The 18,073-nt window shown below is 71.6% G+C and carries 17 protein-coding genes; 12 read left to right on the top strand and 5 right to left on the bottom strand.

Features of this window, described 5'->3' with window-relative positions; all coding sequences use genetic code 11:
- The first annotated feature begins 253 nt into the window (after positions 1-253).
- The 6 genes from V1L54_RS08160 to V1L54_RS08135 all read left to right on the top strand — a co-directional run bounded on the left by V1L54_RS08160 (position 254) and on the right by V1L54_RS08135 (position 6,761).
- Entirely contained in the window at positions 254-1,879 is a 1,626-nt protein-coding gene (locus tag V1L54_RS08160; RefSeq protein ID WP_330117277.1) for an ABC transporter ATP-binding protein, read from the top strand.
- Positions 1,876-3,000 carry an ABC transporter permease gene (locus V1L54_RS08155; protein WP_330117211.1) on the top strand — a complete coding sequence of 375 codons (1,125 nt, stop codon included), beginning with the start codon at positions 1,876-1,878 and terminating at the stop codon, positions 2,998-3,000. Before V1L54_RS08160 ends, V1L54_RS08155 begins: the two co-directional genes overlap by 4 nt.
- Entirely contained in the window at positions 2,997-4,256 is a 1,260-nt protein-coding gene (locus tag V1L54_RS08150; protein ID WP_330117210.1) for an ABC transporter permease, read from the top strand. Before V1L54_RS08155 ends, V1L54_RS08150 begins: the two co-directional genes overlap by 4 nt.
- Complete coding sequence (locus V1L54_RS08145) at positions 4,253-4,666, top strand: cytidine deaminase (RefSeq protein ID WP_330117209.1); 414 nt, start codon at positions 4,253-4,255, stop codon at positions 4,664-4,666. The genes V1L54_RS08150 and V1L54_RS08145 overlap by 4 nt, the downstream gene beginning before the upstream one ends.
- A 42-nt stretch (positions 4,667-4,708) precedes the next feature.
- Positions 4,709-5,998, top strand: coding sequence for a thymidine phosphorylase (locus V1L54_RS08140; protein ID WP_330117208.1), 1,290 nt, complete (start codon positions 4,709-4,711; stop codon positions 5,996-5,998).
- Between the two features lie 529 nt (positions 5,999-6,527).
- Positions 6,528-6,761, top strand: a complete 234-nt coding sequence (locus V1L54_RS08135) for a DUF397 domain-containing protein (RefSeq protein ID WP_330117207.1) — start codon at positions 6,528-6,530, stop codon at positions 6,759-6,761.
- A gap of 43 nt (positions 6,762-6,804) precedes the next feature.
- Here the strand turns inward: V1L54_RS08135 and V1L54_RS08130 are convergent, their stop codons facing one another.
- The gene (locus V1L54_RS08130) at positions 6,805-7,656 is read right to left on the bottom strand and encodes a helix-turn-helix domain-containing protein (RefSeq protein ID WP_330117206.1); all 852 of its coding nucleotides are present in this window, start codon (positions 7,654-7,656) and stop codon (positions 6,805-6,807) included.
- Between the two features lie 470 nt (positions 7,657-8,126).
- Here V1L54_RS08130 and V1L54_RS08125 point away from each other — a divergent pair, with 470 nt between their 5' ends.
- Positions 8,127-9,530, top strand: coding sequence for an erythromycin esterase family protein (locus tag V1L54_RS08125; RefSeq protein ID WP_330117205.1), 1,404 nt, complete (start codon positions 8,127-8,129; stop codon positions 9,528-9,530).
- Between the two features lie 989 nt (positions 9,531-10,519).
- Here the strand turns inward: V1L54_RS08125 and V1L54_RS08120 are convergent.
- Positions 10,520-11,278 (bottom strand): SGNH/GDSL hydrolase family protein, encoded by a 759-nt coding sequence (locus V1L54_RS08120; RefSeq protein WP_330117204.1) that lies wholly within the window; start codon positions 11,276-11,278, stop codon positions 10,520-10,522.
- Between the two features lie 693 nt (positions 11,279-11,971).
- On the opposite strand from V1L54_RS08120, the gene V1L54_RS08115 reads away from it, so the two are divergent.
- The 4 genes from V1L54_RS08115 (at position 11,972) to V1L54_RS08100 (ending at position 14,214) form a co-directional block, all read left to right on the top strand.
- On the top strand, positions 11,972-12,634 hold the full coding sequence (locus V1L54_RS08115; RefSeq protein WP_330117203.1) for a lytic polysaccharide monooxygenase auxiliary activity family 9 protein: 663 nt from the start codon (positions 11,972-11,974) through the stop codon (positions 12,632-12,634).
- A gap of 287 nt (positions 12,635-12,921) precedes the next feature.
- Positions 12,922-13,317, top strand: a complete 396-nt coding sequence (locus V1L54_RS08110; protein ID WP_330117202.1) for a helix-turn-helix domain-containing protein — start codon at positions 12,922-12,924, stop codon at positions 13,315-13,317.
- Between the two features lie 48 nt (positions 13,318-13,365).
- The gene (locus V1L54_RS08105) at positions 13,366-13,776 is read left to right on the top strand and encodes a VOC family protein (protein ID WP_330117201.1); all 411 of its coding nucleotides are present in this window, start codon (positions 13,366-13,368) and stop codon (positions 13,774-13,776) included.
- Between the two features lie 150 nt (positions 13,777-13,926).
- Positions 13,927-14,214, top strand: a complete 288-nt coding sequence (locus V1L54_RS08100; protein ID WP_330117200.1) for a DUF4287 domain-containing protein — start codon at positions 13,927-13,929, stop codon at positions 14,212-14,214.
- A gap of 86 nt (positions 14,215-14,300) precedes the next feature.
- On the opposite strand, the gene V1L54_RS08095 is transcribed toward V1L54_RS08100, so the two are convergent.
- From V1L54_RS08095 to V1L54_RS08085, 3 genes are all read right to left on the bottom strand, one after another.
- Complete coding sequence (locus tag V1L54_RS08095; RefSeq protein ID WP_330117199.1) at positions 14,301-14,672, bottom strand: VOC family protein; 372 nt, start codon at positions 14,670-14,672, stop codon at positions 14,301-14,303.
- A 4-nt stretch (positions 14,673-14,676) separates the two neighbouring features.
- Positions 14,677-16,209, bottom strand: a complete 1,533-nt coding sequence (locus tag V1L54_RS08090) for a PH domain-containing protein (protein WP_330117198.1) — start codon at positions 16,207-16,209, stop codon at positions 14,677-14,679.
- 108 nt (positions 16,210-16,317) lie between these two features.
- Positions 16,318-16,956, bottom strand: a complete 639-nt coding sequence (locus V1L54_RS08085) for a LysE family translocator (protein ID WP_330117197.1) — start codon at positions 16,954-16,956, stop codon at positions 16,318-16,320.
- Between the two features lie 214 nt (positions 16,957-17,170).
- Between V1L54_RS08085 and V1L54_RS08080 the strand changes: the two genes are divergently transcribed.
- On the top strand, positions 17,171-18,046 hold the full coding sequence (locus V1L54_RS08080) for an SGNH/GDSL hydrolase family protein (protein ID WP_330117196.1): 876 nt from the start codon (positions 17,171-17,173) through the stop codon (positions 18,044-18,046).
- Positions 18,047-18,073 lie beyond the last annotated feature (27 nt).

Genomic DNA, 18,073 nt, shown 5'->3' with positions numbered 1-18,073 from the left:
GTACGGCCGGAGGCGGCCGGTGCGCCCACCGCACCGGCCGTCCGGCTCCCGCCCTGGCCCGGCGGCGCGGATCCCACGGGTTCCCGCCGCCCGGGCCGGGCAGCGGAGCGGGCTCTACGCGCGTAGTAAGCCGTTGACGCGATAGCGTCGCCCTCGCCACCCACGCCCCGGCGGACCAGCCCGGCACAGCCGGTCCGCCCGCCCCGCCGGGGCGCTCCTACGAGCCACTCCTTAGCCCCGAGGAGAGTGCACCATCAACGCGTCCAGCAGTCCTCCCGCCGTCGAGCTGACCGGGATCACCAAACGCTTCCCCGGTGTCGTCGCCAACCACGACATCCACCTGTCCGTCCGCAAGGGCACCGTGCACGCCATCGTGGGCGAGAACGGTGCGGGCAAGTCGACCCTGATGAAGATCCTCTACGGCATGCAGAAGCCGGACGAGGGCACCATCGCGGTCGACGGGGAGCGCGTGAGCCTGGCCGACCCCGGTGACGCCATCGAGCGGGGCATCGGCATGGTCCACCAGCACTTCATGCTGGCCGACAACCTCACCGTCCTGGAGAACACCGTCCTGGGCGGCGAGAAGCTGCACGGGATCGGCGCGAAGGCCCGCGCCCGCATCAGGGAGATCTCCGACACCTACGGCCTGGGCGTCCGCCCCGACGCCTACGTGGAGGACCTCGGCGTCGCCGACCGGCAGCGCGTGGAGATCCTCAAGGTCCTCTACCGCGGCGCCCGCACCCTCATCCTCGACGAGCCCACCGCCGTACTGGTGCCGCAGGAGGTGGACGCGCTCTTCGCCAACCTCCGCGAGCTGAAGGCCGAGGGCCTGACCGTCATCTTCATCTCCCACAAGCTGGGCGAGGTCCTCTCGGTCGCCGACGACATCACCGTGATACGGCGCGGCACCACCGTCGCCTCCGTCGAACCGGCCGACGTCACCGCCAGACAGCTCGCCGAGCTGATGGTCGGCACCGAGCTGCCCTCGCCGGAGACCCGGGAGTCCACCGTCACCGACACCCCGATGCTCCAGGTCGACGGGCTCACCCTCACCGAGGACGGCGGTGTGGACGGCGCCCGTACCGTCCTGGACGGGATCACCTTCACCATCCGCAAGGGCGAGGTGCTGGGCCTGGCCGGAGTCGAGGGCAACGGGCAGACCGAACTGATCCAGGCCCTGATCGGTACCCGCCGCCCCGACGGCGGCACCGTCACCCTCGCCGGCGAGGACGTCACCGCCTGGCCCACCCGCAGGCGCCGCGAGGGCGGCATCGGCTACATCCCCGAGGACCGCCACCGGCACGGGCTGCTGCTGGAGGCGCCCCTGTGGGAGAACCGCATCCTCGGCCATGTCACCGAGCCTCCCAACAGCAGGGGCGTCTGGCTCGACCTCAAGGCCGCCCGGGCCGACACCGAACGGATCGTCGCCGAGTACGACGTCCGCACCCCCGGGATCGACGTCACCGCCGCCTCCCTGTCCGGCGGCAACCAGCAGAAGCTGATCGTCGGCCGCGAGATGAGCCACCAGCCCCGGCTGCTGATCGCCGCCCACCCCACCCGTGGTGTGGACGTCGGCGCCCAGGCGCAGATCTGGGACCAGATACGCGCCGCGCGCCGCGACGGCCTGGCCGTCCTGCTGATCTCCGCCGACCTGGACGAGCTGATCGGCCTGTCCGACACCCTGCGCGTGATGTACCGCGGGCGGCTGGTCGCCGACGCCGATCCCGCCACGATCACCCCCGAGGCCCTGGGCTCCGCCATGACCGGCGCCGCCTCCGGCCGCCTCGCCGACGAGACCGCCGACCCGGCGTCCGAGGCCCCCGACGAGACCTCCGACGGCGCCCGCGGCGCGGGCCGGGACGGGGGAGAGGACCGATGAAGAAGTTCGACAAGGACCGGCTGATCCTGGCGGCCGGCGGGCCGGTGCTCGCCATCGCCGTCGCCATGGTGCTGACGTCGGTGGTGCTGATCGCGTCCGGACGGAACCCCGTCCAGCCGTACGCCCTGATGATCGAGTACGCGGTGCACTCCGACATCCAGGTGCTCATCGTCAACCAGGCGGCCACCTACTACCTGGCCGCGCTCGCGGTGGCCGTCGGCTTCCGGATGAACCTGTTCAACATCGGGGTCGACGGCCAGTACCGGCTCGCCGCGATGGCCGCCGCCCTGGTCGGCGCCTCGGTGGAACTGCCCGGACCGCTGCACATCCTGCTGATCCTGCTCGTCGCGGTGCTGGTCGGCGGCTTCTGGGCCGGTATCGCGGGCATCCTCAAGACCACCCGCGGGGTGAGCGAGGTCGTCTCGACGATCATGCTGAACGCCATCGCGACCAGCATCATCGCCTACCTGATCCTGCCCGACCAGTTCGGCGAGCAGCGCGGCAACAACCTCACCACCGGCGAGATCCCCGAATCCGGCTGGTTCCCCGGCCTCGACCTCGGCGCCGCCGGCGAGATCTACGGTTTCACCCTCGTCGCCGCGCTCTGCGGTGTCGCGTACTGGCTGGTGCTGAACCGCACCCGCTTCGGCTTCGACCTGCGCGCCACCGGCGCCAGCGAGAGCGCCGCGGTCGCCAGCGGTGTCGACGCCAGACGGATGGTGCTCACCAGCATGCTGATCTCCGGCGCCGTCGCCGGACTGACCGGCATGCCCGTCCTGCTCGGCGACGCCCACACCTACAGCCTCGACTTCCCCGCCGGAGTCGGCTTCACCGGCATCACCATCGCCCTGCTCGGCCGCAACCACCCGCTCGGCATCGCGTTCGGCGCACTGCTCATCGCCTTCCTCGACAAGGCGTCCGCGACGCTCGACTACAACGGCTACGAGAAGGAGATCGCCACGATCATGCAGGGACTGATCGTGATGGCGGTCGTCATCAGCTACGAGGCCGTACGCCGCTACGGCCTGCGACGCCAGCAGCAGAAGGTCGGCGAGGAACTCGCCGCCGCCTCCGGCGACGGCGGCACCGTCCCGAAGACCAGCAAGGAGGTGTCGGCATGAGCACCGTCCTCACCAAGCCGGCCGCGCAGTCCAGGCCGACCGCCCGCCGCCGCCTCACCCTCGCCGAGTGGATGCTCGTCGTCGCGGGCGTCCTGTTCCTGGTCGCCGCGGTACGGGTGATCACCGGCGCCCACGGCATCACCTCCGTCGGCCAGACCTCCACCGCCCTGCGGCTGGCCGTGCCGATCGGACTGGCGGGCCTGGGCGGCCTGTGGGCCGAACGGGCCGGTGTGATCAACATCGGCCTGGAGGGCATGATGATCCTGGGCACCTGGTTCGGTGCCTGGGCCGGGGTCCAGTGGGGCCCGTGGACGGGCGTGCTCGTGGGCATCCTCGGCGGCGCGCTGGGCGGTCTGCTGCACGCGATCGCCACCGTCACCTTCGGCGTCAACCACATCGTCTCCGGTGTGGCCATCAACATCCTCGCCGTCGGCGCCACCCGCTACCTGTCCAGCTTCACCTTCGCCGACATGGAGGGGGGCACCAGCAAGCAGTCCCCGCCGATCGAGTCGATAGGGCGGATCACCGTGCCGGGGCTCTCCGACGCGCTGGCCACGCTCAACGACAAGCACTGGTTCCTCGTCTCGGACGTCGCCGGGCTCGCCGGCGGCCTGGTCACCAACCTCTCCCTGCTGACGGTCGTGGCCGTCGCGCTGATCCCGTTCAGCCGGTGGGCGCTGTGGCACACCGCCTTCGGGCTGCGGCTGCGCTCCTGCGGCGAGAACCCCTCCGCCGCGGAGACCCTGGGCGTCAACGTCTACAAGTACAAGTACATCGCCGTGGTCATCTCCGGCGGCTTCGCCGGTCTGGGCGGCGTCTTCCTCGCCGAGGTCGCCTCCAACATCTACCAGGAGGGCCAGACCGGCGGGCGCGGCTACATCGGCCTCGCCGCGATGATCTTCGGCAACTGGATGCCCGGCGGACTGGCGCTGGGCGCGGGCCTGTTCGGCTACACCGACAGCCTCAACCTGCGCGGCGGCGGGCAGAACGTCCACGCACTGCTGCTGCTTCTGGCGATCCTGCTGGTGCTGGCCACCGCCTGGGCGCTGTACCGGAAGAAGTACGTGACCGGCGCGGTCTCGGCCGCCACCGCCCTGGTGCTGTTCGTGTGGTACCTGTCGGTGGACGAGGTGCCCAGCCAGTTCGTGAGCGCCGCCCCGTACGTCGCCACCCTGCTGGTGCTGGCGATGTCCGCGCAGCGGCTGCGGATGCCCAGGGCGAACGGCAGGCCCTACCGGAAGGGCGAGGGCACGTGAGCGGCCCCCGTACGGCGGGCGCGGTCGACTGGACCGCCCTGCGGGAGCGGGCCCGGGAGATGATGTCCCGGGCCTACGCCCCCTACTCCGGCTACCCCGTCGGCGCCGCCGCGCTGGTGGACGACGGCCGGACCGTCGCCGGCTGCAACGTGGAGAACGCCGCCTACGGTGTCACGCTGTGCGCCGAGTGCGGTCTGGTCTCGGAGCTGGCCGCCACCGGCGGCGGCCGGCTGGTGGCCTTCACCTGCTGCGACATCCGGGGCGAGGTGCTGATGCCGTGCGGCCGCTGCCGCCAGCTGCTGTGGGAGCACGGCGGTCCGGAGCTGGCGGTCGACACCGCCGCCGGCGTCCGCCCGCTGTCCGACCTCCTGCCGGACGCCTTCGGCCCCGAGAACCTCGCGGACCGCTGACCCCATCCCGCCACACATCCAGCCAAGGAGCCGCACCCGACGATGGACGCCATCTCCGTCATCCGTACCAAGCGCGACCGGGGCCGCCTCGACGACGCCCAGATCGACTGGGTCGTCGACGCCTACACCCGCGGCGAGGTCGCCGACGAGCAGATGTCGGCCCTGGCCATGGCGATCCTGCTGAACGGCATGGACCGGGCGGAGATCGCCCGCTGGACCGCCGCGATGATCGCCAGCGGCGAGCGCATGGACTTCTCCGCCCTGCCCCGCCCGACGGCCGACAAGCACTCCACGGGCGGCGTCGGGGACAAGATCACCCTGCCGCTGGCCCCGCTGGTCGCCGCCTGCGGCGCGGCCGTCCCCCAGCTCTCCGGCCGCGGTCTGGGCCACACCGGCGGCACCCTCGACAAGCTGGAGTCGATCCCCGGCTGGCGGGCGTCCCTGTCGAACGAGGAGATGCTGGACGTCCTGCGCGAGGTCGGCGCGGTGATCTGCGCGGCGGGTGAGGGGCTGGCGCCCGCCGACCGCAGGCTCTACGCGCTGCGCGACGTCACCGGCACCGTCGAGGCGATCCCGCTGATCGCCTCCTCGATCATGTCGAAGAAGATCGCCGAGGGTACGGGCGCACTGGTGCTGGACGTCAAGGTCGGCTCCGGCGCCTTCATGAAGAACCTCGACGACGCCCGTGAACTGGCCCGCACGATGGTCGGCCTCGGCACCGACCACGGCGTGCGGACCGTGGCCCTGCTCACCGACATGTCCACCCCGCTCGGGCTGACCGCTGGCAACGCCCTGGAGGTCCGCGAGTCGGTGGAGGTCCTGGCCGGCGGCGGCCCGGCCGACGTCGTGGAGCTCACCCTGGCGCTGGCCCGCGAGATGCTCGACGCCGCCGGGCTGGCGGACGCCGACCCGGCCCGGGCCCTGGCCGACGGCTCGGCGATGGACCACTGGCGCCGCATGATCGCCGCCCAGGGCGGCGACCCGGACGCCCCGCTGCCCACCGCCCGCGAACGGCACACCGTGACCGCCGCCGCCTCCGGCGTCCTGACGAGGCTGGACGCGTACGCCGTCGGGGTGGCCGCCTGGCGGCTCGGCGCGGGCCGGGCCCGCAAGGAGGACCCGGTGCAGGCCGGTGCCGGGGTGGAACTGCACGCCAAACCCGGCGACCGGGTCACCGCGGGCGCCCCGCTGCTGACCCTGCACACCGACACCCCCGAGCGCTTCGACTACGCGCTCCAGGCCCTGGCCGACGGCGCCGTGGAGATCGCCGGGACCCCCGGCGCCACCGCCTCCCGCGAGCCGTCCCCGCTGATCCTGGACCGCATCGCCTGACACCCCGCGCCCACCTGCGGGTGGCCCCGTCGTCGACGGGGCCACCCGGCTCGCTCACCTGCTCTGAAACCACCAGGCGAGGAATGAGACCCCGCCGGTTCCGACGGCGGTGGAAGCACCGATCAGGACGTTGACTCCCACCAGACGAGCCCAGTGCCTCCAGTCCCTGACGCCCGCCGCGTCGGTCGGGTAGCCCTCGGGGGGTGACCCGCTAGACTCCATGGAGGAGCTCCTTCGTGTGTAACCGCAGACAAGGATGCTTTGCACGGGGAGTCCTCGGCCGGATGCTTGCCGGCAAGGCCGAAGGGCTCCCCTTCGCCGTTCTGGCGGAGACTGTCCGCCACAATTCGTGAACTGATTTCAGTCACTTCCCCCCGTTCCCTATGAAACATTTTGCGCAATTTATCATGATATTTGCGCTGTCCCTCCCCCGTGCGCGGACTTGGCAGTACCCCTGTCGTCGCCCATAATGGGCGCACGAGTTCGAATCCTGGGTGAAATTCCGTATGGTTGACGAAGCTGGGGTCCTATGAAAGTCGACGACTCGCAATTAACTTGGCGCAAGAGCTCGGTGACAGGGCAGACCGGCCAGTGTGTAGAAGTAGCGGTATCGGATATCGTGCATGTTCGGGACTCAAAGGATCCGCAGGGAGACGTACTGGTTTTTCCCAGGGGTGGCTGGGCCCTTTTTCTCGCGTCGGTAAAGGGGGAGGGGCGCACTCTTCCGGGAAGTGGTCGGGCGGTGCGGGCGGCAGTCGACTGACAGCCAGGGCGCTGCGCACCCCGAGCCCCCTCTTGTGTGTACCTCATTCCCTGCCTCCCGGGAAAAGCAGTTCATCGGACACTTCCAACGCAATGCTCTTCTCGACGGTCCAGAACGCGTCGAGGTAGTCCGACGGCTTTTTCGGGCCGGCGTACCCGGGGTTCTTCTCGCTGAAGACGACCTGGCCGTCGGGGTTCTCCAGGTAGGCAACCAGTTCGTCGCTCGAGTCGGTGAACTCGAAGATGACGTATGGCGAGCGGAACTGAGGATAGATTCCCGCTGTGAAGGGCACGACCATGATTTTCACATTGGGAAGTTCGTTGGCGGTCAGCAGCTTCTCGAGCTGATGCCTCATGATCTTCTCGTTGCCGACCACGCGGCGGACCGCGGTCTCATCGAGAATGAAGAAGGCCTCCGGTCCTTCGGAGTTCATCAAGCGGTCCTGGCGTTCCAGCCGGAGGTCCAGGAGTAGCGGGTCCGCGTCGCCGATGACCTCGCGGGCGTACTCCTCAGTCTGCAGAAGACCCGGAACGAGGTTCGTCTCGAAGTTCCGGATGACCGAAGCAGAGGTCTCGTAGGAGATGTACGTGAGGTACTCCGGCTTGGCGACACCCCGGTAGGGGGCCCACCACGGGGGCTGCTTGGCGGCCCGGGCCATGCTGGTGAGTTCCTGAACCTGCTCGGGATCGGCCACGCCGTAGTGGCTCAGCAGTGCCCGAAGATCGGTGATGGACACGCCGACGCTTCCGTTCTCGATCCTGATGATCTTCGAGGGGGACCAGTCCAGGGCCTCCGCCACCTCGCGCTGTGTGATGTTCGCTCCCTCCCGCGCCTTGCGCAGGCGGTCCCGCAGCCGTTCGCGCTGGAAGATCGGGTCTTGCTTCTGCGCTGGCATGTGACACCTTCCCGTGCATCATCACTGACCGCTACTGCGCGTTCGCCGAAGGCGTGTGGTCGATCAGCAGAGCCGCAGACGGACCGAAGGCCGAACGACTGCTTGCTCCGTGCTCACCGCCTAGCGGGAGGAACGCACACTGCTACGTAGCAGTTAGCTTGCCTCCTACCGCGCTCTCGCGCAAGGCAAACACGCTTGCCGGGTTGCGTTGACCACACCTGCCCGCTCTCCGGCAGGGCCTGATGGATCCTCACGGCTCGCACGGTGCACCGGCTGCCGGCCCGCCGCCGGAAGCACGAGTGCTTCCGGCGGCCCGCACGATCACCCTCTCCGGCCAGGTCTCTCACCCTGCCGGGCCGCGCGCGGCCGGAAGTAGCGCCAGCTGTACCCCCGGCAGGGCACCCGGTGTACCCCGGACAGGGTGTTCCGGCGGTTGGTGGGGGACAGGGTGCGGACGGGAGCCTTGAGGCATGACTTCACGACGCAAGCCGATCCTCGCCCTCACCGCCACGATCATCCTGGGCACGCTGGCCACCGCCGTTCCCGTGCACCAGGCGATCGCCACGCCGCACAAGCCGCACACCGTCTCCGTCCAGCAGACCGCCTTCCACAAGGACCGGCTCGTCCTGCACGCCCTGGAGCGCAGCGCGCGCCCGCTGCGCTCCACCGAGCCGTACGGCAGCCTGCGGGACCTGCGGGCGCTGGGCCGCATGATCGGGGACGCCGAGGTGGTGGGGATGGGCGAGGCCACCCACGGTTCGCACGAGTTCTTCACCGTCAAGCACCGGGTCTTCCGCTACCTGGTCCAGGAGAAGGGCTTCCGCACCTTCTCCCTGGAGGGGCCCTGGAGCACCGGGCTGAAGCTCAACGACTACGTGCTGCACGGCAAGGGCGACCTGAAGCAGATCCTGGACGAGGAGTACCAGGGCGTCTACAAGGTCGGGAAGAAGTCCGAGTACCGGGACATCCTCCAGTGGATGCGGGACCACAACCGCCGCCACCCGCACGACCCGGTGCAGTTCATGGGCAACGACATGGGATACGCCGGGCCCGAGCTGTACGACCGGGTGGCCGACTACGTGGCGAAGGCCCACCCGCGGCGGGCGAAGCAGGTGAACGAGCTGTACGACGGGCTGCGGCCCACCGTCCCCTCGGGCGACTACATGGACCAGTACCTCGCCGTCCCGCTGGCCGAGCGCCAGGACAACGCCCGGCGCACCGGGAAGGTGCTCGCACTGCTGGAGAAGGCCGGCCCCGCCTCGGGCCGGAAGGCCGACCGTCAGGCGCACACCTGGGCGGTGCAGCACGCCCGGGCCATCGACCAGTCCATCCGGGGCTACTCCTTCGACGTCACCGACCTGGAGGAGATCAGGAAGATGATGACGTTCCGCGACAAGGTCATGGCCGACAACGTCGCCTGGTGGAACAGGCACACCGGCGACAAGGTCATGGTCTCCGCGCACAACACGCACGTCGCCTACGACAGTTACGACGAGAACTACCCCAAGGTCCAGGGCGCCTTCCTCCGCGACCACTTCGGCAAGCGCTACGTGAGTGTCGGCTTCTCCTTCGACCGCGGCTCCTTCCGGGCCTTCGACGCCGAGCAGGGCTCCGGCAGCCCGGAGCAGACCTTCCGCGTGGGCGCCTCGAAGCCCGGCAGCAACGAGCACCTGCTGGACCAGGTCCGGTACCGCGACTACCTGGTGGACATGCGCACCGCCCCCGCCCCGGCCCGCGCCTGGCTGGCCGAGCCGCGCGCCACCCGCAACATCGGCGCCGCCTGGCCCGTCCCCGAGCAGGACCTCGCCCTCGGCGGGTCGCACGACGTCCTCATCCACCTGCACGAGGTGACGGCCGCCACCCCGCTGGACTGACCCCGCGCCCCCGGGCGGTGCCCGCTCCCACCGCGCCTCCCGGCGCCCGTACCCCTGTCCGGGGACGGGCGCCGGTGGCGTCCGGGACCGCCGGCGGGCGGCCCCCTACCGTCAGAGGCCATGAGCGACGTGATCGACCGGGCCGCCCGCTTCCCGCGGGAGTCCGGGCGGGTGCTGGAACGGCGCCGCTTTGCGTTCCTCTTCGGCGGCGAGACCGACCCGTCGGGTGTCCTGGCCGCCCTGGACGCCCACCGCGCCCCGGACGGGGGATACGCCTACGGGCTGGAACCCGACGTACGGGCCCCGCGAGCCAGCCGGTCCCGCTGGGCGCGGCCCTGCGGGTCCTGGCGGAGACGGGCGCGCTGTCCGGCCCCCGGGCCGGACGGATCTGCGACTGGCCGGCGGAGCACACCGCCCCGGACGGCGGGGTGCCCGCCGTCCTGCCCAGTCTGCGCCCGTATCCGCACCCGCCCTGGCTGTCCGTCCCGGAGCGGCCCGCCGGGCAACTGCCGGCCACCGCCCCGGCGGTCGCCCCGCTGCCCCGCGCCGGGGTGCGGCACCCCTGGCCGGCCGGCGCGGCGGACTTCTGCCGCCGTGCCGTCGAGGGGCTGCGGCTGACCCACCCGTACGAGGCCCGAGCCGTCGTCGAGTTCCTCGACGTGGCCCCGGACCGCAACCGGGGGGTGCGGCAGGCGGTACGTCTGGGCGAACTGGTGCGGGACCGACACCTCGTCCTCCTTGACCCCCGGCACCCGGAGGACGTGTCGCCCACCCCGGGCTACGCACCCGGCGAGTACCACCTGCCGCACGATCTCGTCCCGCACCCGGAGAGCCTCGCCCGTGCCTGGTTCACCGACACGGAACCGGACCGCGGTCCGCGGTGCCTGGCCGCCGGGCGGCGGGAGGAGGGCGGTCGGCCGATCCCCCGGGCGAAGCGGCCCCCGCCGCCGAGGTGGCGGCCCGCCCGGGCGCGACCCTCACCGCCCTGCTCACCCTGCGCGCCTGCCGCCGCCTTCCGGGGTGAGGCCGAGGCTGCCCGGTACCGACAGCAGCGCGTCGTACCAGACGGCCGCCATCTTGCTGTAGCCGGTGGCGTTGGGGTGTACGCCGTCGGCCAGGTCGGCGGCCGTCAGCGCGCCGTACATCTCCACCAGGTGCACACGCCGGCCGGCCTCCGCCTTGCTCCGCACGATGCCGGGGATCGCCGCGTTGTACGCCCGGACGTTCGCGTCGGCGAAGGGCAGGGGGATGATCGTCGCCACGAGGAGCTCCACCCCGGGCAGCCGGCCGGTGATGCGGTCGATCAGCGCGGAGAGCCGGCCCGGCGCCCCGCCGGGATCCTGGCGGTACATGTCGTTGGTGCCGATGTGCAGCAGGACCGTGCCGGGCTCGTACGCCTGGAGCCAGCCGTCGATGCTCGCGTCGATCTGGGCGATGGTCCAGCCCGAGTGGCCCTCGTGGTCACGGTCGCCGAGGCTGCTCGGGCCGTTGGCCATGGAGCCGACGAAGTCGATCTCGTAGCCGTCCGCCACGAGCTTCTGCCACAGGTCGATGCGGTAGCCGCCCGGCACGGTCAGACCGTCGGTGATCGAGTCACCGAGCGGCATGACCCGTACCGGGGCGGCGGAGACGGCACGGGTATGGGCGTGGGCGGTGCCGGCGTCGGCGAGGACACCGGTGCCGCCCACCGCACCCGCGGCGAGGGCCGCCAGCATCGTCCTCCGGCTCACACCGGGCGAGTTGCGCATGAGCTGCTCCTTCTGGGGCGGGATCGACTGCCTGTTCGCGCGGTGCGGAGCCGTGGCCACCGTATGCGCCGGGGGCGGCGGGCGTCGTTGGCGTCCGGGCAGGACACCGCACGGCCGCCGGCCGGGGTGCCGCGGATCATGCGAGCCGGCCGTGCGGTCCGCCGGTGCCGGCCGCTGTCGGCGGGAGCGCCGGTGAGGCGGGGGGACGGCCGCGCGTGAGGGCGGGCGTGGGGATGTGGGGGGAAGAGGACATGCGGACCCCGGGAGAGTCGTGGGGGAGAACCGGGGGCAGGTACCGGCATGTGGAAATGGGAGCGCTCCCACAGTAGAAGTGAACCGAACACTCTGCAATATTCAGTGCGACTGGATCCAAGGTTGTCCGCTTTTCTCCGTCTCCCGTGAGGTGCCGGGCCGGGAAATGTCGGCTGTGCGGCGGTCCACTCGCATTGCGCAGGAGCGGGGCGGCGCGGCCGGTCCGGCGGCCGGCCGATTCTGCCGGTTGCGGGCGGCGCTTTTCGGCCTCCCGGTGCGGGGCGCCGGGACGGGATCCCGTCCGTCGGGCGGGGCTTCACAGCGGGGGTCGGCTTTGTTACCTTGCGGATTGGGAGCGCTCCCATAGGTACTGGACCTTCGGTCGCCGCGCGTCGTTGGTGGCAGGTCCATGTCATCCCCCCACGGAGATTGGCGGTACAGATGCTCTCCATCCGCAAGTCCACTGTCGGACGGGCAGCGGCGGTCCTGGGAACCTCGCTGGGACTGCTCCTGGCCCTCGCCCCGGGCAACGCCTCCGCACACGGCTCGATCAGCGACCCGCCCGCCCGCCAGTTCGGCTGCTACGAACGCTGGTCCGGCAACTGGCAGGCACCGGAGATGGCCACCGAGGACCCGATGTGCCACCAGGCATGGCAGGCCGACCCCAGCGCCATGTGGAACTGGAACGGCCTGCTGCGCGACGGCGTCGGCGGCAACCACCAGGCGGCCGTGCCCGACGGGCAGCTGTGCAGCGGCGGCATGACCGCGGGCGGCCGCTACGCGGCCCTGGACACCCCGGGCGCCTGGAAGACCGTCGACCGGCCCAGCAGCTTCACGATGAACCTGCGCGACCACTCCTCGCACGGGGCCGTCTACATCCGGGTCTATGTGACGAGGCAGGGCTTCGACCCGAAGACCCAGCGGCTGCGCTGGAGCGATCTGGAACTGGTGAACGAGGTCCGGAACATTCCCACCAGTCCCACGACCCCGATCAGTGTGAGCGCTCCCGGCCGCAGCGGGCACCACGTCGTCTACACGGTCTGGCAGGCCGCCCACGCCGACCAGTCGTACTACTTCTGCAGCGACGTCAACTTCACGGGCTGAGGTCCGGCCGTGTGGCGGGGGCCGGGGTGCGCCGGTCCCCGCTGAGGGGGCGGGGTGCGGGCGGGGAGGGGCGGGTGCTCCGGACGGCATTGGTTACGGCCGTGGCCGTGTCACGTTTCCTGAGCCGCTCACTGGCCGCGAATAACGCTTGAGTGTCCGGAGCACCCGCCCCTCCCCGTCCCCTCCCGCCGTCCCCCGGCTGCGGGCTTGAGTCCCCGCGGGCCACGCCCCGGAAGGCGGGCGGCGCACCGGAGCCGGGTAAGTGCCTGCCGTGGTGTGATGGAGCCGTGAGCCGCGCCACGGAAGAGACCAATCGCCGCATGCTCCGGGCCCGGGACGCGATGGACCGCGCCTACGCCCAGCCGCTGGACGTCCCGGCCCTGGCCCGGATCGCCCATGTGTCACCGGCGCACTTCATCCGGACCTTCCGGGCCGTCTTCGGTGAGACGCCGCACCGCTACCTGCAGCGCCGCCGTGTCGAGCGGGCGATGTTCCTGCTGCGGGAGACCGACCGCAGTGTGACGGACATCTGCTTCGAGGTCGGCTTCGGCAGCACGGGGACCTTCAGCCGCACGTTCCGCGACATCGTCGGCCGGTCGCCGAGGGAGTACCGCAGGGAGACGACGGCCGCGGGCGTGCCGACGTGCTTCACGATGGCGTGGACCCGGCCGAGTGCGAGCTGAGCAGTTTCGGATAAGTTTTCGTCCGGCCCGCTCAGTAGCGTGGTGCACATGTTCAACGCCATCACGCACTCGCAGATCTACGTCCTCGACCAGGACGAGGCCCTCGACTTCTACGTCGGCAAGCTCGGTCTGGAGGTCAACACCGACATCCAGCTGGGCTTCATGCGCTGGCTGACCGTCAGCGTCCCCGGCCACCCCGAGCGCCAGGTCCTGCTGGAGAGGCCGGGTCCGCCGGCGATGTCCGAGGAGACGGCGGAGCAGGTCCGCGAACTGGTGACCAAGGGCGCGATGGGCGGCTGGCTCATCCTCGGCACGGACGACTGCCGCAAGACCTACGAGACGCTGCTGAGCCGGGGCGTGGAGTTCACCCAGGAGCCCACCGAGCGCCCGTACGGAATCGACTGCGGCCTCCGCGACCCCTTCGGCAACAACCTCCGCTTCACCCAGCCGAAGCCCTGAGGGCCGTACGGCCGGGGGCTCCGCCGCGCGAGTCGGGCATCACGTCCCGCTCCGGGCGTCGAGAGACAGGCGTGGGCTGCGGTTCACGGGCGTACTTCATTCCGGTCGGCGGGTTCCGCCGGCACGGACGGCAGGGAAGAGGGAGAGGGCATGTCCTTCCAGGCGTATCTGGACAAGATCGAGGACAAGACGGGCCTGACGCCGCGTCAGTTCGTCGCGCTCGCGAGGGAGCGCGGATATGACAGGCCGGACACGAAGGCCGGCACCGTCCTGGGGTGGCTCAAGCAGGACTACGGTCTGGGGCGCGGGCACGGGATGGCGCTCGTGCACGTCATCAGGAACGGCGCGAAGATCTCCGGCAGGCACGTCGGAACAGGCGGAACCCACCGGGACGAGTCGGACACACTCTGGCTCGACGGCAGAGCGAACCGCCCCTGAGACAGGGCCTCCAGCGGGTCCTGCCCGTGTCCGTCCCGAGCTCCGCACCTCGCGGAGCTCGGCCGGGGAGCGCCGGCAGACGGGTCCTAGTCCGGTACGGGCGGCTCCCAGTACGCCTCGACCCGGTGGCCGTCCGGGTCCAGGCACTTGAAGGACACGTGGCCGGGCTCCTCGAAGTGCTCGACGATCTCGACGCCGTCGGCGGTGAGCCGGTCGAGCAGTGCCCTCACCGCTGCCGGGCCGGACAGCCGGAAGCCGAAGTGCAGGAACTCGGGCAGCGGTCCGGTCCCGCCCCGCACCGGGTGCAGGGCGAGGTCGAAACCGGCGGCGTCGCGGACGATCACCGTGCCGTCCCCGTACCGCCGGGCGCCGGACGGGTCGAACCCGAAGTACTCGCCGTAGAAGCGCAGGCTGCGCCGCTCGTCGCGCACCGGCAGGCCGAGGTGGGTCAGCTGCATGGCCTCAGCTTCCGGCCGGTCCCGGCGCACCGCAAGTCCTTTCGGGGCGGGACTCCAGCTCGCGGAGGACGCGGGCCAGGTCGGACGGTGCGGCGGCGAGGCGGACCGTCCCGCCCGCGTCGTCGAGTTCGGCGACGTGCCAGCTTCTGGGGACGGTGTCGCCGTCGCCGCCCCGCACGCGCCGTACGTCCCTCAGGGTGAGCCGTTCCACCGGTATCCGTCTCGCCGCGAACCGGCCCGGGCCTGGGTGGGGCACCACCGCGGGCGGGCCGCCGCCGAGGACGACATGGGTGCCGAAGCCGTACGGGTTGTAGTCGGTGTGCTCCAGGAAGCGGGCGGCCAGGAACACCTCCTCCCCGGCGGGCTCCCCGGCCACTCGGGGCGTACGGACGCGGGTGGCGCGCCAGGCCCAGGCGAAGAGGGCCAGTGAGACGAGCGAGCCCGCGGCCGCCCAGGTGATCGCCGCCGGGGAGGCGGGCGGGGCCGTGGGGTGGAGGTGGCAGAGCGGCAGCAGCCACAGGGCGGTACCGGCGAGTGCGCCCGCGAACGGAAGGGCCGACGGGAGGACCGCGTCGTCGGGCAGCCGGCGTCCGCGCAGGCGCAGCAGCACCAGGGCGCCGGGGTAACCCGCGGCGAGGACGCACGCGGCCGCGATGACGGCCAGGTCCCCGGCGGGGGTGAGGTGCTCGCGCCACACCCGGCGCTCCCCGGCGACCTCCCTGATCCCGCCGCGCCACAGGGTCAGCTCGACGGCGTCACCGGGCCGGAACTCCAGGGCGTCCTCCCGGGAGACCGCGATCCGCTCCTGCGGGCGGCCGTCGGTGAAGTACAGCCGGCTGCTCCGCCTGGTCCGGTTGACCTCGGTCCGCTCGATCACGGCCGGCAGGGTGGTCAGGCAGTCGCCGCGCTCGCCGGCGGCGCACGGGACGGCCGACTGCCATGCCCGTTCCTCCGACTCCGCTTTCGGTACGAACCACGCGGCCAGTCCCGCGCCCATGAGCAGCAGCACGCACAGGGCCAGGGACAGGACCCGGCCGCCCCCGGCGGCGCGGTGCGAGATGACGGGGAGGTGGCCCGGCTCAGGGGCGCCGTGCAGGCGGTGCAGCGCGCGGAGCGCGGCCAGCTTCGCGTCGAAGTCCCGCCTGTCGAGGGACGAACCCTGCGGCACGGACAGGAGCCACCTGCGTCCGTCGCGCAGCAGCAGGTCGACGCGGAGGACCTGCGAGGACCCGTTGCTTCCCCCGCGTCTCAGCCGCAGGCGCAGATCGGCGATGTCGGACCACGGCACGCTCCGGCGGCGCAGCAGCGTCCAGGAGCGCAGGCCGTACGCGTCGGCGCGCACCCGCGCGGTCGCCCAGTGGAGGAACCAGATGCCCAGCAGCGCGGACAGCAGACCGACGACCAGCCACAACACGTCCGGGCCCCGGTACGCCGTGTGCACCGCGCCCGGGACCGTCCCGGCGGCTCCGAGCGCGGCGAGGGACCACAGGACGCCTCTCCGCTGGAAACGGCAGATCACTTCCGGAGGACTGGTCATACGCGGCATCCTGCCGCCGCCCGGGCCGCGGTTTCCTGTGCACGATGCGGCAGTCTCCCGGCCGGTGACGTTGCCGACCACGGGAGCCGGGTCCGGTCCGGGCCGCGACTACTCCTTGCGGCCCGTCGCGGCGACGGTGACGCCGAGACCGATCATCGTGAACCCGCCGACCCCGCCGACCATGGCGAGCCGCTTCGGCGAGCGGGCGAACCAGCCCCGCGCGGTGGCCGCCAGCAGCCCCCACACGCTGTCGCAGACGACCGCGATCACATTGAACACCAGCCCGAGCAGGAGCAGTTGAGCCGTGACGTGTCCCTGCCCCCGGTCGGCGAACTGGGGCAGCACGGCGGCGAAGAACACGATGGTCTTGGGGTTGGCCACCCCGACCGCGAACCCCTCCCACATCGTGTGCAGACCGCCTCGCGCGGGGGCGTCGCCGGCGAACGAGGCCCGCAGCGAGCCCCGTTCCCGTACCGTCCTGATCCCCAGGTACACCAGATACGCGGCACCCGCGAGCCTGAGCACCGTGAAGACGAGCACCGAGCGCTCCACGACGGCCCCGACGCCGAGCGCCACGGCCACGACGAGCACGCAGGCCCCGAGCGTGTTCCCCACCACCGTGGTCAGCGCGGCGCGGCGCCCCTGTGCCAGCGCCCGTCCGATCACGAACAGCACGCTGGGACCGGGGACCACGATCAGCAGGAACGACATGGCCGCGAACGCCGCCAGCCGGTCGACGGACACCATGCGGCCCATCCAACACGGGGCCGCCCGCACCCGCAGCCCCTTTACGGGCCGCGCGGAAAGTTCGGCCGGTGTTGTTGACGGCTGGTCCAACAGCCTGCACATTACCTGTCAGTACTCGCGCGTAACCACTGGTAACCCGCTTGCGACGCCGCTCGATCCCCCGTTCCCAGCACTTCGCCGGGCACCCCCGCGCCCGGTCCCGAAGAGAGGCCAGATGCCGATGCGTGTCCTTCGCCGTGCCCTCACCATGGCCGTCACCGCCGCGAGCGCGGTGGCCCTCAGCCTCACCGGATCCGCCGCACACGCCGACGAGCCCCTCAGATACGTCGCCCTCGGCGACAGCTACAGCGCGGGCTCGGGCGTCCTGCCCCTGGATCCCTCGGCCCCGCTGCTGTGCCTGCGCTCGACGGCGAACTACCCGAACGTCATCGCGGACCGCACCGGCGCCGAGCTCACGGACGTCACCTGCGGCGGAGCCCAGACCAAGGACTTCGCCGCGGCCCAGTACCCGGGCGTCGCCCCGCAGCTCGACGCACTGGACGCCGGCACCGACCTGGTGACGCTGACGATCGGCGGCAACGACAACAACACCTTCATCGGCGCCATCCTGGCCTGCGGCTCGGCCGGAGCCCTCACCCTCGGGTACGGCAGCCCCTGCAAGAACCTGTACGGCGATACCTTCGACGAGAAGATCGACGACAGCACCTACCCTGCGCTGAAGGCGGCCCTCGAGGCCGTCAGGGCCAAGGCGCCGAACGCCCGGGTGGCCGTCCTCGGCTACCCGTGGATCATGCCGGCCACCGCCGACCGGTCCTGCTTCGCCAAGATGCCCATCGCCTCGGGCGACGTCCCCTATCTGCGCGCCCTGCAGGCCCACCTCAACGCGGTGATCAAGCGCGCTGCCCAGGAGGCCGGCGCCACCTACGTGGACTTCGCCAAGGTGTCCGAGGGGCACGACGCCTGCCAGGCGTACGGCACCCGCTGGATCGAGCCGGTGCTCTTCGGGACCAGTGTGGTGCCCGTCCACCCGAACGCCCTGGGCGAGCGGCGGATGGCCGAGCACACCCTCGCCAGGCTGGGGCTGGGCTGACGGACCGTGGGCCGCGCCGCCGAAGCG

The organism is Streptomyces rubellus, assembly GCF_036323805.1.
Classification (GTDB): domain Bacteria; phylum Actinomycetota; class Actinomycetes; order Streptomycetales; family Streptomycetaceae; genus Streptomyces.
Note: the sequence above shows the minus strand (reverse complement) of the source record. Positions and strands in the feature narration are given on the sequence as shown.